Origin of the sequence: Siphonobacter sp. BAB-5405 (assembly GCF_002872335.1) — a bacterium.
Taxonomy (GTDB): Bacteria; Bacteroidota; Bacteroidia; order Cytophagales; family Spirosomataceae; genus Siphonobacter.
Genome location: NZ_NJAG01000013.1, coordinates 49,555 through 67,854 on the forward strand (window position 1 = coordinate 49,555; position 18,300 = coordinate 67,854).

Genomic DNA, 18,300 nt, shown 5'->3' on the forward strand with positions numbered 1-18,300 from the left:
TTTGGTTTTACTCAATTCGTATAATCGAACAGGATTTACCTCGAAACTGGAAATGCTCCCCTATCCGCTTACCTAATAGCTGACTCCCAATCGGTGATCCGGGTGAAATCACAACTACTTTTTCGGTATCTACCGGTATTATGCCTACGCTGATGGCAATGAGAAACCACCCCTCAGAGGTTTCAATTAACGATCCAAACTCCACGCGTTCGTAGTGGGCAGCCAGTTCCTGCCGTTCGAGTTGTAAGCGTTCCTGCCGCAGGATTTCATATTGCTGGGCGTAGCGATCCCGCTCATTCTGGGCCATCGCCCGACCCGTTTCGTATTTGTCGCCCGCCGAACTCTTACTTTCTTCATTGGCGGAAGCCTGAGCCGCCTGCATGGCATTCCAAGCAATACTCACTTTCTCATCCAGCAGCGACTTTAAGCGTTCGATGATCGTAGTTTTATTCATAACTGATGTAGTATAGCTAAAGAAGGGCTGATGAGAATGCTCACCAGCCCTTCTTTCAAAACAACAAACGACGGCTTATTTCAGTCCCAGGTCTTCCTGGATTTGTTTTACCTTCGCTTTCAGGGAATCGTACGTTGTGTTAAAATCTTCTGGTTTCTCCAGCGGAGCATTCACGGATACGTAGAATTTAATTTTAGGCTCCGTACCCGACGGACGAGCCGATACCTTCGTACCATCCGCCAGGATCAGTTGAATTACGTTTGACTTTTCAATACCCATTTCCGCCGCGATCGGTGTTTGCTGACCCGTCGCTACGTCTTTAGATACCAGGTTTTGATAATCCAGAATCGTAACGGGCTTCGATCCGGCTACTTCAGCGGGTGGGTTATTCCGCATGTCGCTCATCATTCGCTGAATCTCCTCGGCTCCCTCTTTTCCTTTTTTCGTCAGCGAAATCAGTCCTTCGTAGTAGAAGCCGTTTTCCATGTACATTTCAGTAAGCATGTCAAACAGACTCAGCCCCTGGTCTTTTGCGTAAGCAGCCAGCTCCGCAATGATGGCACAGGAAGCAATCGCATCCTTATCCCGTACGGCATCACCGATCAGATACCCATAGCTTTCTTCCCCACCACCGATAAATTGTTCGCGGCCTTCCAGATCACGGATTACTCCTGCAATGTATTTGAAACCGGTCAGCGTGTTGTAACAGTTCACGCCGTACCGATCACACATTTTATCGATCAGATTCGTCGTTACGATGGTTTTCGCTACGAATTCCTTGCCCGTTAACTTACCCGCTTCTTTCCAGGCCCGTAACAGATAAAAGATAATCAAACTAGCCATTTGATTGCCGTTCAGTAGCTGCCATTCTCCATCGGCATTCTTTACGGCTGAACCTACGCGATCCGCATCCGGGTCAGTTGCCATCACCAGATCCGCATCAATTTCTTTGGCCTTGTTCATGGCCAGGGTCATCGCTTCCGTCTCCTCTGGATTCGGATATACGACTGTAGGGAAGTTTCCATCCGGTGTTGCCTGCTCTTCAACGATCGTTACATTGGTAAAGCCAATCTTTTCCAGGGCTTTCGGCACCAGCGTAATACCCGTTCCGTGAATCGGCGTATACACGATTTTCAAATCTTTCTGCCGCTCGATTACGCCCGGATTCACTACGTTCTTCGTAATCACCTGCTCCAGGTACTTCTCGTCGACTTCCTCACCAATTTTTTCAATCAAATCCGGATTTCCCTGAAAGTTGATGTCGTCAACGGATTGAATGTTGTTGACTTCCGTGATAATGTTTTTATCGTGCGGAGCCACCACCTGAGCACCGTCGTTCCAGTAGGCTTTGTAACCGTTGTACTCTTTCGGATTATGAGAGGCTGTAATGACTACTCCACTCTGGCAACCCAGCAAGCGAATGGTGAACGAGAGCTCGGGCGTTGGACGTAGTTCTTTGAAGAGAAATACTTTGATTCCATTCGCGGAGAAGACATCCGCCGTTACCTGAGCAAATTCAGGGGACATGTTCCGGCTGTCGTGAGCGATGGCTACTTTTATTTCCTGACTGGGAAAACTTTTCTTCAAATAATTGGCCAGACCCTGCGTAGCCGCCCCTACCGTGTATTTGTTCATACGGTTTGAGCCTACGCCAATCAAGCCACGTAATCCACCCGTACCGAATTCCAATTCTTTGTAGAAGGCATCGGTTAATTCCGTATCATTTTTTTCATCCAGCAGTTTCTGAACCGCTGTTCTGGTTGTTTCATCGTAGTTTCCAGAAACCCAATTCTGTACTTTCTGGCGGATAATCGCGTCGAGACCGGTTGACATATAGGTAGTTAAAGTTGATAAAAAATTAAGATGTATGAGGAAACTACAAAATTCTGTGCATCACGGAGTAAAAAAGAATTCTACTACTAAAATGCTTACTAAATAGTAGTACAATCTTACGGGGAATTTTACTTGTGAAACAAGTCTTTGTACATTTCGTCGAAAAAATTTACGGCTTTACAAATCCAGCCATTATTAAAATCTCGTTAATATGAAATGAGAATCAGTTACAAATCAACCCATTACATTAACCACTTATTTACTAAAATGTTAGGGCCTCGTTGCACCAGATTTTAGTAACCTGTAAAAAGCCGGAGTTAATCGTCCTCTTTTTTACGCACTCTTATTTTTTGTTGAATTTCATTTTTAACCCTTTATCCATCGTAATAGCGTATAACTATGGAGACTACGAATCAAAACAAATCATCTAGCGGAATTTGGGGAGCTGCCTTTGCAGTAATGTTGGCCATTTCAGGCGTATTAGGTTTCTTGCTGTTCCAGGAAAAAACGGAGACCGATAAGCAATCGACTGAAATCAGTATCAAGGCCCGGGACCTGGCTATCACGCACAGCCGTCTGGATTCCATCTCTAGAGAATTGGATGCTAAAATTGCTCAAGTACAACAGTTAGGTGGAAACATCGAAGAGTTACAAAAACTTAAAGTGCAACTCGAAGCGGACAAAGCCTCTTTGTTAAAGACCAAAAATGTCTCAATTGCTAAGTATACCAAGAAGATTAAAGAATATGAGGCAATTCTGACCCAAAAAGATGAAGAAATTGCCCGCTTGCAGGAAGAAAATGGTCAGTTAACGAATCAAAACCAGCAACTGACGCAGGAAAATACCACTATCCGTACGGACCTGGATAATACCCGTCGTTCGTATAGTGATTCGGTTAGTACGCTTCGTACCAGCAACCAGGAGTTAGCTGATAAAGTAACGATTGGTTCCGCACTTCGGGCTGAGAATGTACGTGTATTGGCCGTTAACAAGAAAGGCAAGACTCGCTCAAATGATGAGAACGAGTACAAAGGCAAACGCGTAGATAAAATTAAAGTAGCCTTTACGCTGGCTCCCAACCCGCTGACGAAAGAGGAATCGAAAGACATTATGATGCGTGTGGTTGATCCCGAAGGTGCCGTATTGTCGGATACTGAAACGGGTTCAGGCATCTTCTCTTTCCAGGGACGTGACATGCAGTATACCTACAAACAGTCGATTCAGTACTCTAACAATCGGCCTGTCGTTGAGATGCTGTACACGCGTGGTCAGCAGTACAAAAAAGGTAAATATAACGTTGAGCTGTACGCCGAAGGTTTTAAAATCGGCCAGGGCGAATTCGTAGTAAGATAATTTGATTATCATAGCTGTAATAAAAATACCGCTCGGATTTCGAGCGGTATTTTTTTGTGTCCTTTAAAACAAACTAAGAACGTACGAGCATAGATGGGACTAACTCGCCCGTCAGGAACGTTGTTACAGCGGCGGCATTAATCCGGCATTCTTCAATGAGCGGATGTAAAGGTTCACTCAAAGAAAGTTCCAGATCAGCGATGGAAGGTTTAGCCATAAAGGCAGCATTTAAAATTAGTTCCCTGCCATCCGAGTGTGTATAGATGATTTCGGGACGATATTCTGCAGAAGCCGTCAGGACATTGTACAGTTTCTTCGCCAGCTCATACGATTCATCCGTCGCTGTAAACGTAATCGTTTTAACTTCCCGTTGTGGAAGCCCTGCTACGCGTTGCTCAATCGCTTCATCAAGACGAGCCAGTTGCTGGCGTAACAGCGTCGTGAATTTACCCGTACGAATGCGTTCGCGGATGGAGAACCGAATAAAGTACGTCAGTGAGTCGGTAACATTTAACCCGATTTCAGCCATCTGTTTAAAGATGAACGAACTGGGTGACATACCCGGCAAGGTATTCGGATCGTGCAGTAACACTTCTCCAGCCGGTGTCAGGAACCCATCGATCCGGGTACAAACGCCAAAACCCAGCAGGCGGAAGGTTTCTTTTACCATCCGATGTACTTCCTGGTTATTTTCCAAACTGGTACGGATAGGCATTCCTTTGCGTACGGTGTTGGTCAGGTATTTCGTGGCAAAATCAAATACTACATCTTCATCGGCTTTAATTACTTCCGAAGGAGGCAGGGCTAGCGGAGAACCGTCAAAATCCTGAATTACGCCGCAGCTAAACTCCTGTCCGTACACAAAGCTTTCAAACAATACCGCGTCCTCGGCGTGAATAGAACTCAGCATAACAATACAGTACTGGGCCGCAAACTGTTCGTCAAGGGCTTTCCATAAATCAGCCGGGTGAGCAATGGTAGTTTCGCCATTGAGTGTGAGCGGAAAAGCAATGCCTTCATCCAGGTTTGTGACGCGTTGTAAAAAAGCTCCCTTCTCTTCATCACTTAAATAAACCCATTCATCGGGGCGAATTTCCTGTTGAAAGAAGCTTTGCCGTACGCCTTTTTCGAATACTTCCTGGCTGTCCTTGCGAATAAAGGATACGCCGATGGACGAGCCCTGATGCGGAGCTTTACACACAAAAGGAAATCCTACATTCTGTTTAACCTGCTCAAAAAGCAATTCCCGATCGAACTCATCCCATTCCGATTTACTCAGCGAAAAGAGTCGCTTGTTCAAGCCTACCGTTTGTTGAATGAGTTGATTCTGGGTAATCTTATCAATACCAATTCCTGAACCCATAAGGCCTGAGCCGTAGTAGGGCATTCCATACCATTCGAGCAAGCCCTGAATGGCTCCATCTTCGAGTTGAGGACCATGCACGGCCAGGAAAGCGAAATCAAAATACTGCCTGAATTCGTGCGGCATCAGGCGTTTACCTACCTGACTAATCATGTTCTCCTCCTGTTCAGGCGTCAGTTCCAGTGACTCTTCGTAGACCCGAAACGGATATCCTTCCGTACGAACGAATGACTGAGGCGGGTAGAAATCCCGAATGGAAGCCGCTTCCATGTACTGCGTTTCAAGCAGGATAAAATTTCCCCGACCATCAATAAATACGGGAATGGGCTCGAACAAGTAGCGGTCCAGCCCCGTATAGGTTGTCTTTCCGCCTAAAAATGAAATCTCCCGTTCGCGAGCCGGGCCACCGAAGAAAATGCCAATTCTAAACAAGGTATTCAGTTTTAAAGGAACAAAAATGGGATTTGACTTGAGAATCGAAAGTTACGGAGCTGTGTATAGAATGTCACATGCTCGTCGGCAGAAATACGAAAATCACCCGTAAGGCGTTACAAAAAAAGCCCCAGAATTTCTTCTGAAGCTCTTTCTATTGTTTTTTCAGGTCGTACTAGGGATGACGTACCAGTAATTTCTTCGTAATTAATGTTCTTCCTTCCTGCGAAAGCTGATAAAAATAAATGTTGTTCGGAAGATTTGACGTAGTGATACGTTGCTTACGTTCACTGCGATCCAGCATAATGTCCGCCACTTGCATACCTAACGGACTGTAAATGGTAATTTTTGCATCGCCAGCGTTAGCTGCTATGGCATACTCTACGTCTACATGATCGTTAGCCGGATTCGGATACAGATTGGAGATCGTGATTTTATCGCTGACGTACAGTTTTTCCGTCGATGGGTTGGATTCTTCAGAAGCCAGTGGTTCCGTAGCTACTACCGCTAAGGGAGCTAATGGTTGATCCGTTTTAGGGGAGCCCGTCGACTTGGGACGATTCCGTAAAAGCGTACGATAATATTCGTTAACGGCCGTCGAACGATTCAACTTTACCTCCCGTGACATTTCGGCTTTGGGATAGAAAAAAGAACTCATTTGTTGGGGAACGACCGCAGATTTTGCTTTTGGTTTAATGTCAAGTCGACTGCGTTTCGGCTCTCCCTGAGCGTACGTATCAAGCGTCACTGCTGAAGACAGGACGATTGAAATGCCGTACAGAAAGAGTAAAAGGTGTTTCATAAATTGTTGTATGAAATGCAATCGCTACTTTTTGCAGGAGCAAATGTAGCCATATACGTTTGATAACCAAGTTTTTAACAAGTATTAACACTAAATAATTTACTTTTGTGAATTACTCAGAGAAAAAGGCATACCAAATATTTTCTACCCTGGTTTCCCCAAATTTTCTCACTTTTTCAGGGTAGCCGTTGGTTCTACTTTCTTGACTGGGGTAGGCTTAACCTGCTTGACTGGTAAGCGTTTAACCATTTCCCGCGTAGGTCTTTCCTTCTCCCGCCAATTGAACCCATCCAGCTCCCGATTGTCCGCCGTTACTTCTTTGGGAGGTCTTAATACACCGTCCGGACTTCCCACAAAAGCGATGCGTTTCACTTGGTTTTCCTTAAAATGAAGCCGCATCCGTGAAGCTTGGACGTAATTCATGCCAATCGGTTTACTATCATCTTTTTTAGCGAAATAAATACTTTCGCCATTCCCCTCTACCAGTGTATTATCGAGTTTTGAATCCGCATTAAAATAAGCCGTTATTCGTCGACCCTTCACTTGATTGTACTGAATCAATGTATCTCTGGCAATAATAAAGGCTCGTCGGTTGAGATACATCGTCCGCATCTTATTATTTACTAAACGGACAAAAATACTATCGGCTTCCGACTGATTCTGGCCGTTCCAGAGTATCGGCTTTTTATAAAAGGAAATCAGTGAATCAGCCAGATTGTAGACCAGTGAATCACACTTGGCTTGTAAATCGTTACGGAAAATCAGTACATGACGATCCGCAATAAACCTTCGGGTAGTGTCTTTGACCCCACGTATTTCCTGCGAAATCAGCGTATCCGCGGAGAGTAATAAGGTATCCCTGGCAAAGAATTTTTGTAATAAAGCTTCGCCGTACACCCGCGAAATGCCCGTTTTACCGAAATACCTTCCTACCTGTCCGGTTAGTATGGCACTGTCTTTCTTCGCCACCATGACTACATTTCCTCGGGCAATGCCGATTTGGGTAATGGGGTCGTAAAACAGTGAATCACCCGTTAAATCATTGTTGGGCATACGTACCGTCGAACGTCCCCTGAAATTCGAAATCCGCGAATTCAAGTTATACGAACCTGAGGATGTAAAAAGCGTATCGTTGGCTGCTTCCTGCTTTTTCTTTTTTGAAATAATCTGCGTAGGAGCGATAAAATAGGCTTCCTTGGAAAGGGTACTATACCGGAGTGAATCAGCAAATAAATCGGTTTCCGGACTCTTCACTTTCACATTTCGCTTGAATACCGAAAGCTTGGTAGCCGTATTGTAATAGCCCTCTTTACTCACCAGGGTACTGGTTTTATCCACCAGCGTCCCTCCCGTATTGTAGCTGGCGATTTTCGAATTCATGTCGTAATCGAGCTTACGGGTTTTCAGCGTAGACACCTTATCATTCAGCGTCACAACGCGGCCCGTAATCTTGGCCTGCCGGGTGTTGCCAAAGTACATCGCCGTATCACCCGTCAGCGTAAGACTGTCGCCCTGGATGATTTTTACATTTCCATAAGCTTCGACGACGTTGATGAGGTCATTTTTCTTGGCCAGGTGACAGAGCAAGACGACATTCCCCTGTCGCATGCGTACATTTCCCCGCAGAAAGGTATTACCGACCGTCTGGTCCACCCAGAGTGTATCGGAATAATCTACATCCACTACTTTTCCTGCCGGAGCGGGCGTGGGATTCTGAGCCCATCCCCAGAGTGGAAGGAAGAGTAGCAACCCTAAAATATATCTTTGCCAGTGTTTCATTTGCATGGGCAAAATTAACCATTCGCAAGCGTGCTGACCGAATTTTTAGCATTCATTAACGAGCGAAAACTCTTTTCTTCCCAGGATCGGCTTTTGCTGGCCGTTAGCGGAGGACTGGATTCGGTCGTACTTACTCATTTAATCCGACAAGCCGGCTTTGCGTACGGCATTGCTCACGTTAATTTTCAATTACGCGGAGACGAATCGGTTCGGGATGAGCTTTTCGTGCAAACGCTTGCCGAGCAGCAGAGTGTCCCTTTTTATCTCCAACGCTTTGATACGCTAACCATCGCCCGTCAGAAAGGTTTATCCACCCAACTGGCCGCCCGTACCTTACGCTATGAATGGTTTGAACGTCTGCGAACGGATCAGGCTACACCTACATTCTGACGGCTCATCACCTTAATGATTCCCTGGAAACCGTCCTTTTGAATCTGGTTCGGGGTACGGGACTTGCGGGGTTTCGCGGTATTCCCGCACAAACGCCTACCCTGATTCGTCCCTTACTGGGCTTCAGCCGGGAACAACTGGCTGCCTATGCGGCTGAACAGGGCTTAGTCTGGGTCGAAGATTCGAGCAATCAGAAAGACGCCTACCGTCGCAATCGGCTCCGCCATCAGGTGGTTCCAGTGTTACAGGAGCTAAATCCCAATATGCTCGGTACCTTTCGCACGACCCTCGACCGCATGGAAGCCGCCGAACGATTTATCGCCCAGCAACTGCAATCCTGGCAACAGCAGGTGGCTCAAACGCACGAAATTTCATTGTCCTCGCTGGATGCCTTTCCCGAGCCCCTGTTCGTATTGACTGAAACGCTCAAGGCCTATGACTTTTTCTACCAACAATGTCAGGCTATTTACCAGAACCGTTGGGCTCAGCCCGGCACCCGGTATTTCTCTGCCCGGTATGAGCTGGTACTCGATCGGCAACGCTGGCTGCTGGAGCTTCGGCAAACCTCGTCTCCCTCCGTACAAACCATTCCGGATGCTCCGGCTGTTATTTATACACCGTTTTTCAGCCTTACGTTGCAACGCCTGGAAAATTTTTCCTGGAAAGCGAACTCACGGGTAGCTTATCTGGATGCAGCGGCACTGATTTTTCCACTTACCCTGCGAATTTGGCAACCGGGGGATTGGTTCTGCCCCCTGGGTTTAGCTGGCAAACGGCAGAAAGTCAGTGATTTTCTGGTCAATCAGAAAATACCCCGTATGGAGAAAGATCGCGTTTACGTACTCGAATCCCAGGGCCAGATTGCCTGGATTGTGGGCTACCGCGTAGATGAACGGTTCAAAATTACCGAAAAAACGCAGACGGCCGTACGGGTAGAAATCAACCGAGAGCAGTCTCTTGCAGAAACTACTTTTTCATAAATGCATTTGTATCTAACAGAAAGCCGATAGTTTTGCTTTCTATCGATTGGAAAGCGATTTCGTCTGACCATCTTTTCCTAAACCTCGTAACCATGCTTCATTCATTCCTTCGCCTCGGAAGTGTAACCCTGCTCCTGGGACTGGCCTTAGCAGCCTGCCAGTCTTCCGAAAAAACGGCTACCACTACCCAAGATTCTACTACTGCTTCCACTATGTCTGCTTCGATTACGAAAGTTGCCTTTGGCACGCTTAACAATCAGCCTGTCGATCTCTACACCCTGACCAACGATCAGGGAATGGTGGTGAAGATCACCAACTACGGCGGCATCATTACCGAAATCCACGTGCCCGATAAAGAAGGCAAGCTCGGTGACGTCGTACTGGGCTTTGACTCGCTGGCGGGTTATCGGCAACCGAACGTTCCGTACTTCGGAGCGTTGATTGGACGGTACGGCAACCGTATTGCCAAAGGCCAGTTTAATCTGGAAGGAAAAACCTACAAACTGCCCATCAACAACGGACCAAACTCGCTGCACGGCGGTACGGAAGGCTTTGACAAGAAAGTCTGGACGGCTGAAGAAGTAAAAACAGATTCAACGGTAGGCTTAAAGTTGACGCTGGTTAGTCCCGACGGGGATCAGGGTTATCCCGGTACGCTTAAGGCAACCGTAACCTATACGCTTAGCGATAACAATGCCCTTCGCCTTGACTATGAGGCAACGACGGACAAGCCAACCGTGGTTAACCTGACCAACCACACGTATTTTAACCTGACGGGTGGTACGAGTGACATTCTGGGACACGAAGTACAACTCAAAGCCAGCCGGATTGTCCCCGTAGGTGCCGACCTGATTCCAACGGGTAAACTCCAGGACGTAAAAGGTACGCCTTTTGACTTTACTACGGCCACTGTCGTAGGTCAACGGATTAACGATACCAAAGACGAACAAATCAAAAACGGCGGTGGCTATGATCATTGCTGGGTGTTCGACGAAGCCGGTACGGGCCTGAAATCGCAGGGAATGGTCTACGAGCCGACTACGGGCCGCACCATTGAACTGCTCACGACTGAGCCCGCCGTTCAATTCTATTCGGGTAATTTCCTGGATGGAAAACTGACGGGCAAAAACAACGTCAACTACAAAAAGCGGTCTGGCCTTTGCCTGGAGACAGAACATTATCCAGATTCGCCTAATCAGGCTACTTTCCCCTCGACGGTACTGAAACCAGGTCAGACGTATACCTCGACGACGGAATACCGTTTCTCGGTTCGTAAATAAGATTGCCTCATTCCTACGACGCGGAGGGTGCTGAAGTATGACGCTTTAGGTACCCTCCGCGTCGTTTCGTTTCTTGGAGTGAGTTTTTTAACGGAATCTACGTTTCATTTGCTACACGATCATGAATCTATACGTTCAACTTCCCGTACGGGTCGAAGAAAAGGAGTATTTTCTATCAAAACTGCCTGAATCCATTGACGCGGTTTTTGAGATTGATATTACTGAGGCAACACGGGCGGAAAACATCAAAAAGGCCGATATTGTCTTTGGAAATCCGCCGGCTGAACTCCTCGAAGCGGCCGAGAACCTTCGCTGGATACAGCTTCATTCCGTAGGATTTGATAAGTATCAGAACCTGAAAAGCGAAGCTCAACTCACGAATATGAAGGGATTTTACGCCCAACCCTGTGCGGAAACTGCCGTGGGTGGTGTACTGGCTTTGTACCGGAAAATGGACTGGCTGGGTATTCTTCGCAGTCGTAATGAATGGGTAGGTCAATCGCTACGCATGGAGATGAGCCTGCTTCGGCGGAAAAAAGTACTGATCCTGGGGACGGGTAGTATTGCCCAGGCCTGCCGTAAAATTCTCAGTGGCTTTGACTGCGAAATTGCGTTCTTCGGCCGTAGCAATCCGGAAGCCCGTTTTCGTACTCCCGAAGAGATTATCGAAGGCATTGGCGAATTTGAAGTCGTCATCAATACGCTACCGGGTACGGAGCAAACGGCCCGTTTTGTTTCGGCAGAAATGATTGCCCGTATGCATCCATCGGCGGTATTCGCTAACGTAGGACGCGGCTCGACAGTGGACGAACCCGCTTTGGTACAGGCACTGCTCAACGGTGATATTGCGGGAGCCGTACTGGATGTAACGGAGCAGGAACCCTTACCCAATGATCATCCGCTTTGGGATTGCCCCAATGTGATTCTTTCCCAGCATTCGGGTGGCGGATACGCCGAAGAATTCAGGGATCTGATTGATGTTTTCCTGAACAATCTACATAAGTTTCTAGCCCATGAGCCCCTCGAAAATATCATTGATCCGCAGAAAGGCTATTAGAAAAAGGGTGTGATCTAATGGTTAATTTTTCGGCTCAATGGGCCACCAGGCCTTCGTTTACAGCCGATTAAGGAAGCATTTTCTAAAAAAATAATATTTAGTAGTCTGCCGGAGTGACGAAACGTCTCCTTTTTTCGTTACCAAGTCTCTCCACTCTCTTAAAAACCTACGGAAGCCTTGTTAACTCTAACAGGAAAGACGTATCTTTGCGGACTTATGCAGACTATTCGGTATTTAGTTCTTTTTCTGGGCATTACGTTCGTTTTTAGTTCCTGCGGGAATTTCGAGAAACTTCGTAAAAAGGGTACTGACGAACAGAAATACCAGGCCGCCCTGACGTATTACAAAAAAGGCGATTATGATAAAGCCGTACTGCTGTTTGAAGAACTCAAGCCCATTCTTAAAGGCTCGGACCAACAGGAGATGGCTACGTTCTACGAAGCCTACTGTAACTATCATCTTCAGCAGTACGAAGTAGCTTCGTTTCAATTCAAGCGTTTCTATGAAACCTTTGGTCGAAGCGAGCACGCCGAAGAGGCTCTCTATATGAGCTCGTATGCCTCCTACCGGGCCTCAATGCCGTATTACCTGGATCAGGCCAGTACGCTGACGTCCATGGATGCAATGCAGAGCTTCATCAACACCTATCCGCAAAGTAAATTTGTGGAAGAAGCTTCCAAAATCATTAAAGAATCGCGGAAGAAGCTGGAAAAGAAAGCCTATGAACGGGCCAAGTTGTATTACAAAACCAGTCCAACGAACCTTCAGAATTATCGGGCAGCGGTGTATGCGGTGAATAACTTTAGAAAGGAATTCCCCGATTCAGATTATAATGAAGAACTGTCCTATCTGCAGGTACAATCCCAGTATGATTTTGCCCAGAACAGCTTATATACCAAGCAAAAGGAACGTTACGACGACGTTGTGAAGTATTACCAGGAATTTGTGGATACGTTCCCCAAAAGCAAGTTCCTCAAGAGAGCGGAACGTTTCTACGAAGATTCCGTTAAAAAATCGGCCGATCTTGCTGAACAGGAACGTTTAGCAAAAGCCGCTCAAAAAGATAAAGAGAAAACAACGCAACCGGCTAATGCGGGACGTTTGGGTGGCTCTTCGAATTAATTCCATTACGTAACCATAAAATTAGTAAAGATATGCCCGCGAATCCTTCTATCGTTACTCGCGACACGGACAAACTGGCCGCTAAAACCAACGGCAATATTTACGAGGCAGTAGCCATTATGGCGTCTCGTGCAAAACAATTGTCAGTGAAGCAAAAGGAAGAACTTAATCAGAAGCTTTCCGAATTTGCTTCTACGGTAGATAACCTCGAAGAAATTTTCGAGAACCGCGAACAGATCGAAATTTCCAAACATTACGAGCGTCAGCCCAAACCGGCTTCTCTGGCTATTGAAGAGTACATTGAAGAACGCGTAAACTGGCGTTACCGGAGTGAATTACCAAGCGAAGACTAATCCTTTTGGCTTTGGGAAAACCTCCGTACTTGTTCGAGTGCGGAGGTTTTTTATTAGTAGACTTTTAGCTTATGCTGACGGGAAAACGAATTTTACTGGGTGTTACGGGTAGCATTGCCGCCTACAAAACGGCCTCTTTCGTACGCTTACTGATTAAAGCGGGAGCGGAAGTACAGGTAGTGATGACCCAGGCGGCTCAGGACTTTATTACGCCGCTCACGCTGAGTACGCTTTCCAAACGACCGGTGTACACCAAGTTGGTAGCGAACGATACGACGGGTGTCTGGAATAACCATGTGGAACTGGGCCTTTGGGCTGATCTGATGATCATCGCTCCGGCAACGGCCCATACGCTGGCCAAAGCAGCTCAGGGTCACTGCGATGACTTGTTGATGGCCGTGTACCTGTCAGCTCGCTGTCCGGTGTACTGGGCTCCGGCGATGGATCTGGATATGTACCATCATCCAGCTACGCGGGAAAACCTGAACCGACTTCAGCAGTTTGGCAATACCATTATTCAGGCAGGCTATGGCGAACTCGCCAGTGGTTTGATCGGCGAGGGACGCATGGCCGAGCCCGAAGAACTGGTAGCTGTACTGGAAAACTATTTTGTTCAAACGCCCTGGAAAAATAAGAAAGTGCTGATTACGGCAGGCCCAACGCAGGAAGCCATTGATCCCGTACGCTTTATTTCCAATCATTCATCCGGGAAAATGGGTTACGCACTGGCCGGGCAGCTGGCCGCTCAGGGAGCCCAGGTAACACTGGTCAGCGGCCCCACGGCTCTGGCTTCGCCGCATCCGTCAGTCACCTTGCGTCAGATACGCTCGGCTCAGGAAATGTACGAAGCCTGTCGGGAAGTGTTTGCCGAACAGGAAGTGACCATACTGGCAGCAGCCGTAGCTGATTATACCCCTACCGTGGTAGCGGAGCAAAAGATCAAAAAAACGGAAGCGAGCTTTACCATTGAACTGCGTAAAACCGTTGATATTGCAGCTACCCTGGGTCAACAAAAACGTTCGGATCAGTTGCTCGTCGGCTTTGCTCTCGAAACGACGAATGAAGTGGCGAATGCCCGGGAAAAATTGATCCGTAAGAATTTTGACTTAATCGTCCTAAATTCGTTAAATCATTCGGGTGCCGGCTTTGGTTATGATACGAATCAAATCACAGTCATTGATCGTAACCAGCAACTGACGGACTATCCATTGAAAAGTAAGACGGAAGTGGCCAGTGATATTTTAAAGGCCATTGCCGCGTATTTGTAAGCATCCATCCCCGTGTTCTTTATGAAATATTTGCTTTCCATTCTATGTACGCTAGCCATTTGGGGTACGGCCTCCGCCCAGGAACTGGCCTGTAACATTACGCTACGGACGGACCAGGTACGGGTAAACCAGCAAGCCAACAACGCTCAGCAGATTTACGGCGAATTACAGCGAGCCATGACGGACTTTGTGAACGGCCGCCGCTGGACGAATGATCAGTTTCGTCAGGAGGAAAAAATTCACCTGGATATTTCCATCAATCTTCAGAAGGCTACTGCTCAGGGTGATTACGAAGGACAAGCCATTATTCAGGTAAACCGCCCCATTTTTGGCACCAACTACGAAAGTGTACTGCTTCGGTACGTAGATCGGGCGTTTTCCTTTAAATACCTACCCGAAAACCCGCTGAATTTTAACGATAACGTTTTCTCGGATAATCTTACATCCATGCTGGCCTATTACAGCTACATTGCTCTGGCTCTGGACTACGATTCATTCGGCAAACGCGGCGGTGAAGCCTGGATTCAGCGGGCCTATAACGTAGCCAATCTGGCTTCCAATGGTGGGTTTTCCGGCTGGGATCAGCGGGGCGATCAACGGAGCCGGTACTGGTTGGTCGAAAATCTTCAAAATCAGCAAATGATTCCTTTCCGGGAAGGGTTGTATACGTACCACCGACTTTCCATGGATGCGTTCAGTGATCAGCCCGATCAGGCCCGGAAGAATATTCTCGGCGTCCTGAACGACATCCGGCAAGTCATCCAGCTGAAACCTACTTCTATTTTAATTAACAGTTTTTTTGACGCCAAGTCCGAAGAAATCGTTCAGTTGTTTTCGCAGGGTACGGCGGCCGAAAAAACGCAGGCGTTTCAGGTCTTATCCCAACTCGATCCCACCAAAACGGATTCGTATCGAAGACTTACCAAGTAAGGATTCTTCGTTCTTCTCCTCTATGATTACGCTTCGCCAGGCTACTACGCAAGACAGAGATTGGGCTTATTTCGTCAAGAAGAAAGCCCTGGGATTGTATGTGGTAGAAACCTGGGGAGCCTGGTACGAGCGGATTCAATGGGAGTTTTTTGAACAGACCTACCAGCAGTCGCTTACGCAGATCATTTGTCAGGACGAAACGCCCGTGGGTACGCTCCGGGTAGAGCGTCGGACGGATGAAATTTTTCTGTCGGAACTGTATTTATTGCCTACCTTTCAGAATCAGGGAATTGGTTCGGTTTTATTGGAACAATTAAAGGCTGAAGCCCGGCAACGAGCTTTACCTTTGCAGCTAACCGTCCTGCAGGTTAATGAATCCGCCCGCCGCTTCTATGAACGACACGGGCTGGTATGTACCGCAGAAATTAAAAACCATTACGTAATGACTTACCATGGGTAAACGACTAGTCAGACTACCAGCCACCGATCCCACCCTACCCGGACTTACGGGCAAACACCTGAACGTAGTCTTACGCAATGGCATTACGTATGCGGGGCGACTGTTGGGCCAGGAAAACCAGGAACTGATTCTGGAAGATGGTCTGTTACGCGAACGCCGCTACCCCGTGCGGGACATTGAGGAAATTGTGTACGATAAGACTACCGCCTTTTAGTATTTAACAGCCCACCATCCTTTTGTACCTTTGAAGTTCGAAGGTGATCCTCTTTTGACTCATGCTTTCAAATCTGCTCATACAGAATTATGCTCTGATTGAATCGCTCGAGCTTTCGCCCAATGGCGGACTCAACATCATTACGGGTGAAACAGGAGCGGGTAAATCCATTTTGCTGGGAGCCATTGGTTTATTACGTGGCAACCGTGCTGATACCAAAGTACTCTGGGACCCTTCCAAAAAGTGCATTATTGAGGGGCAATTCGATATTTCGGGCTACTTTATTCAAACCCTTTTCGAAGAAGAGGAAATCGATTACGATACCACATGTATCATTCGCCGGGAGATTAGTCCTTCGGGAAAATCGCGGGCGTTTGTCAATGATACGCCCGTCAATCTGGAGACCTTACGCCGGGTTGGTTCCGAGCTGATGGACGTGCATTCCCAGCATGATTCCGTCCTGCTGGGTTCGCAGGAATACCAGCTTCAGATTGTCGACACGTACGCCCAGAATACGGCCATTCTGGATCGGTATAAAGAACATTTTCGGGAATTCCGTAAAAAGCAGGAAGCCTATGACCGCCTGCAGGCGGAGGCTAAGGAAATCCGTAAAGAGTTTGACTACAATTCCTTTCTGCTCGATGAACTCAGCAAAGGTCGCTTTCAGGCCAACGAACAAACCGAGCTGGAACGCGAACTGACGACGCTGGAAAACGCCGAAGAAATCAAACAACGACTGGTAGCCGCCGTCGGTTATCTCAATAATCCCGAACAAAGCATCCTTGGCTGGATGCAGAGTGTGGTCGGTAACCTGGGAGCGATTAGTACCTACGGAACCGAGTACGCCCAGCTTCGCGACCGGGTACAGAGTTGTTTAATTGAACTCAAAGACGTGGTAGCCGAGCTGGAATCGGAGGGAGAATCTGTAGAGCTGGACGACGAGAAGATTGCGGTGGTACAGGAACGGCTGAGTCTGCTTTATAATCTCCAGAAAAAGCATAATGTTACCACGATTGCCGACTTGCTGCAAATTCAGGCCAGCCTGGAACAGAAAGTAGCCAAAGTACTCAATCTGGACGAGGATCTGGCGGCGGCTCAAACCGCTGCCCACCAGGCCTGGGAGCAACTGGAATACACGGCCCGGGAGCTTTCTGATTCCCGCAAAGTCGTACTCAGTGAAATTGATGATCTGGTGACAGGTTTGCTGGCTGATCTGGGCATTCCCAATGGCCGCCTCGTTGTGGATCATCAATTGGGCAAGCCCGGCAGTCAGGGAATCGATACCGTTAGTTTCCTCTTTTCGGCCAACAAAGGCATGCAGCCCCGGCAATTGCGGGAAGTGGCTTCGGGCGGTGAATTTAGCCGTTTAATGCTGGCCGTCAAGTACATTCTGGCCAACAAACGTTCCCTCCCTACGATTATTTTTGACGAAATTGATACCGGTATTTCCGGTGAAATTGCCATCAAAGTCGGAAATATGATGCTGGATATGGCCCATGGTCACCAGCTCATCGCCATTACCCACCTGCACCAGATTGCGGCGAAGGGCAATGCCCACTATTTTGTGTACAAAGATCACTCGGCGGATCGTACGGTTTCGCGGATTCGTCAGCTTAGTACGGAAGAACGCGTACAGGAAATTGCTCAGATGATCGGCGGGGCCAAACCATCCAAAGCCATCGTGGATAACGCCCGTGAGCTGCTGTCGCAAAACATGACCGAACGAACCAATTATAAACTTGATTTGTAGGGAAAGAGCGAGCATCCAGCGGATAAGCTCGCTCTTTCCGTTTTATTTTTCCCCAACTACAGGTGTATGAAAAAATATCTTTTCCTGGCCCTGGGCGTATCTTTAGCGGCCTGCCAAAATCCCCCCAGCGAAGATTTAAGCAAGTTTCAGAAAGAAGTAGAAGGCATGCATGATAAAATCATGGGTCCGTACATGCAGATTGAAGACCTTCGCGAAGCCATTCGTCAACAGGTGGCCAAGGATACCACCACGCGTGCCCAGGGCGACAGCCTGATTCTGGCCCTGACAAAAGCTGAAGAAGGCATGAACGACTGGATGGCCCACTACAACGGGGATACCTTACTGGATTTATCCGCTGATCAGGGCCGGGTTTATCTGGAGGCGGAAAAAAAGAAGGTCACGGCCGTTGAAGAACAAACCAACAGCAGCGTAGCCGCCGCCAAAGCGTTTTTGAAAAAGTAGGTTCTTTTCACCTAGAAC

Annotated in this window: 17 protein-coding genes and 1 pseudogene; 13 read left to right on the forward strand and 5 right to left on the reverse strand. The window is 47.6% G+C overall.

All coding sequences use genetic code 11. The features are described 5' to 3' along the window. Positions 1-7: 7 nt before the first annotated feature. Both BWI97_RS12360 and BWI97_RS12365 read right to left on the reverse strand, forming a co-directional pair. On the reverse strand, positions 8-454 hold the full coding sequence (locus BWI97_RS12360; RefSeq protein ID WP_102201218.1) for a transcription elongation factor: 447 nt from the start codon (positions 452-454) through the stop codon (positions 8-10). A gap of 75 nt (positions 455-529) precedes the next feature. Next, complete coding sequence (locus BWI97_RS12365; RefSeq protein ID WP_094814997.1) at positions 530-2,287, reverse strand: phospho-sugar mutase; 1,758 nt, start codon at positions 2,285-2,287, stop codon at positions 530-532. 399 nt (positions 2,288-2,686) lie between these two features. Here BWI97_RS12365 and BWI97_RS12370 point away from each other — a divergent pair, with 399 nt between their 5' ends. Beyond that, positions 2,687-3,640, forward strand: coding sequence for a hypothetical protein (locus BWI97_RS12370; protein ID WP_094814999.1), 954 nt, complete (start codon positions 2,687-2,689; stop codon positions 3,638-3,640). 73 nt (positions 3,641-3,713) lie between these two features. Here BWI97_RS12370 and BWI97_RS12375 read toward each other — a convergent pair whose 3' ends face one another. The 3 genes from BWI97_RS12375 to BWI97_RS12385 form a co-directional block, all read right to left on the reverse strand. Continuing rightward, positions 3,714-5,435 carry a D-alanine--D-alanine ligase gene (locus BWI97_RS12375; RefSeq protein WP_233207827.1) on the reverse strand — a complete coding sequence of 574 codons (1,722 nt, stop codon included), beginning with the start codon at positions 5,433-5,435 and terminating at the stop codon, positions 3,714-3,716. A 175-nt stretch (positions 5,436-5,610) separates the two neighbouring features. After that, positions 5,611-6,237, reverse strand: a complete 627-nt coding sequence (locus tag BWI97_RS12380; RefSeq protein ID WP_102201220.1) for a T9SS type A sorting domain-containing protein — start codon at positions 6,235-6,237, stop codon at positions 5,611-5,613. Positions 6,238-6,405: 168 nt separating this feature from the next. Continuing rightward, entirely contained in the window at positions 6,406-7,986 is a 1,581-nt protein-coding gene (locus BWI97_RS12385) for an OstA-like protein (RefSeq protein WP_158242746.1), read from the reverse strand. Between the two features lie 60 nt (positions 7,987-8,046). On the opposite strand from BWI97_RS12385, the pseudogene tilS (BWI97_RS12390) reads away from it, so the two are divergent. The 12 genes and pseudogenes from tilS (BWI97_RS12390) to BWI97_RS12445 all read left to right on the forward strand — a co-directional run. Beyond that, positions 8,047-8,585, forward strand: a pseudogene (tilS, locus tag BWI97_RS12390) (tRNA lysidine(34) synthetase TilS); the annotation flags it as partial. Positions 8,586-8,702: 117 nt separating this feature from the next. Beyond that, the gene (gene tilS / locus BWI97_RS12395) at positions 8,703-9,386 is read left to right on the forward strand and encodes a tRNA lysidine(34) synthetase TilS (RefSeq protein WP_233207840.1); all 684 of its coding nucleotides are present in this window, start codon (positions 8,703-8,705) and stop codon (positions 9,384-9,386) included. A 92-nt stretch (positions 9,387-9,478) separates the two neighbouring features. Continuing rightward, a complete protein-coding gene (locus BWI97_RS12400) occupies positions 9,479-10,666 on the forward strand; it encodes an aldose epimerase family protein (RefSeq protein ID WP_094815008.1) in 1,188 nt (395 codons plus the stop codon). Between the two features lie 121 nt (positions 10,667-10,787). Continuing rightward, positions 10,788-11,723 carry a D-2-hydroxyacid dehydrogenase gene (locus BWI97_RS12405; protein WP_102201224.1) on the forward strand — a complete coding sequence of 312 codons (936 nt, stop codon included), beginning with the start codon at positions 10,788-10,790 and terminating at the stop codon, positions 11,721-11,723. Between the two features lie 216 nt (positions 11,724-11,939). Then, positions 11,940-12,845 (forward strand): outer membrane protein assembly factor BamD, encoded by a 906-nt coding sequence (locus BWI97_RS12410; RefSeq protein WP_094815012.1) that lies wholly within the window; start codon positions 11,940-11,942, stop codon positions 12,843-12,845. A 32-nt stretch (positions 12,846-12,877) separates the two neighbouring features. Next, positions 12,878-13,198, forward strand: a complete 321-nt coding sequence (locus BWI97_RS12415; RefSeq protein WP_094815014.1) for a DNA-directed RNA polymerase subunit omega — start codon at positions 12,878-12,880, stop codon at positions 13,196-13,198. Between the two features lie 71 nt (positions 13,199-13,269). Next, a complete protein-coding gene (coaBC, locus tag BWI97_RS12420) occupies positions 13,270-14,466 on the forward strand; it encodes a bifunctional phosphopantothenoylcysteine decarboxylase/phosphopantothenate--cysteine ligase CoaBC (RefSeq protein ID WP_102201225.1) in 1,197 nt (398 codons plus the stop codon). 21 nt (positions 14,467-14,487) lie between these two features. Further along, positions 14,488-15,396 carry a DUF4835 family protein gene (locus BWI97_RS12425; protein ID WP_094815018.1) on the forward strand — a complete coding sequence of 303 codons (909 nt, stop codon included), beginning with the start codon at positions 14,488-14,490 and terminating at the stop codon, positions 15,394-15,396. 22 nt (positions 15,397-15,418) lie between these two features. Beyond that, positions 15,419-15,856: an N-acetyltransferase gene (locus tag BWI97_RS12430; protein WP_102201226.1), complete on the forward strand. Its 438-nt coding sequence runs from the start codon at positions 15,419-15,421 to the stop codon at positions 15,854-15,856. Then, on the forward strand, positions 15,849-16,070 hold the full coding sequence (locus BWI97_RS12435; protein ID WP_094815022.1) for a hypothetical protein: 222 nt from the start codon (positions 15,849-15,851) through the stop codon (positions 16,068-16,070). Before BWI97_RS12430 ends, BWI97_RS12435 begins: the two co-directional genes overlap by 8 nt. Before the next feature lie 61 nt (positions 16,071-16,131). Further along, positions 16,132-17,820, forward strand: a complete 1,689-nt coding sequence (gene recN / locus BWI97_RS12440; RefSeq protein WP_102201227.1) for a DNA repair protein RecN — start codon at positions 16,132-16,134, stop codon at positions 17,818-17,820. 66 nt (positions 17,821-17,886) lie between these two features. After that, entirely contained in the window at positions 17,887-18,282 is a 396-nt protein-coding gene (locus tag BWI97_RS12445; RefSeq protein WP_094815026.1) for a hypothetical protein, read from the forward strand. The last annotated feature ends 18 nt before the right edge of the window (positions 18,283-18,300 follow it).

Bases quoted from the DNA above. Each gene is read 5' to 3' on its own strand.
- BWI97_RS12370 (WP_094814999.1), top strand. From the start codon at position 2,687: ATGGAGACTACGAATCAAAACAAATCATCTAGCGGAATTTGGGGAGCT.
- recN (WP_102201227.1), top strand. From the start codon at position 16,132: ATGCTTTCAAATCTGCTCATACAGAATTATGCTCTGATTGAATCGCTC.
- BWI97_RS12415 (WP_094815014.1), top strand. From the start codon at position 12,878: ATGCCCGCGAATCCTTCTATCGTTACTCGCGACACGGACAAACTGGCC.
- BWI97_RS12425 (WP_094815018.1), top strand. From the start codon at position 14,488: ATGAAATATTTGCTTTCCATTCTATGTACGCTAGCCATTTGGGGTACG.
- BWI97_RS12405 (WP_102201224.1), top strand. From the start codon at position 10,788: ATGAATCTATACGTTCAACTTCCCGTACGGGTCGAAGAAAAGGAGTAT.
- BWI97_RS12445 (WP_094815026.1), top strand. From the start codon at position 17,887: ATGAAAAAATATCTTTTCCTGGCCCTGGGCGTATCTTTAGCGGCCTGC.
- BWI97_RS12400 (WP_094815008.1), top strand. From the start codon at position 9,479: ATGCTTCATTCATTCCTTCGCCTCGGAAGTGTAACCCTGCTCCTGGGA.
- tilS (WP_233207840.1), top strand. From the start codon at position 8,703: ATGGAAGCCGCCGAACGATTTATCGCCCAGCAACTGCAATCCTGGCAA.
- BWI97_RS12430 (WP_102201226.1), top strand. From the start codon at position 15,419: ATGATTACGCTTCGCCAGGCTACTACGCAAGACAGAGATTGGGCTTAT.
- BWI97_RS12365 (WP_094814997.1), bottom strand. From the start codon at position 2,287: ATGTCAACCGGTCTCGACGCGATTATCCGCCAGAAAGTACAGAATTGG.
- BWI97_RS12380 (WP_102201220.1), bottom strand. From the start codon at position 6,237: ATGAAACACCTTTTACTCTTTCTGTACGGCATTTCAATCGTCCTGTCT.
- BWI97_RS12410 (WP_094815012.1), top strand. From the start codon at position 11,940: ATGCAGACTATTCGGTATTTAGTTCTTTTTCTGGGCATTACGTTCGTT.
- coaBC (WP_102201225.1), top strand. From the start codon at position 13,270: ATGCTGACGGGAAAACGAATTTTACTGGGTGTTACGGGTAGCATTGCC.
- BWI97_RS12435 (WP_094815022.1), top strand. From the start codon at position 15,849: ATGGGTAAACGACTAGTCAGACTACCAGCCACCGATCCCACCCTACCC.
- BWI97_RS12360 (WP_102201218.1), bottom strand. From the start codon at position 454: ATGAATAAAACTACGATCATCGAACGCTTAAAGTCGCTGCTGGATGAG.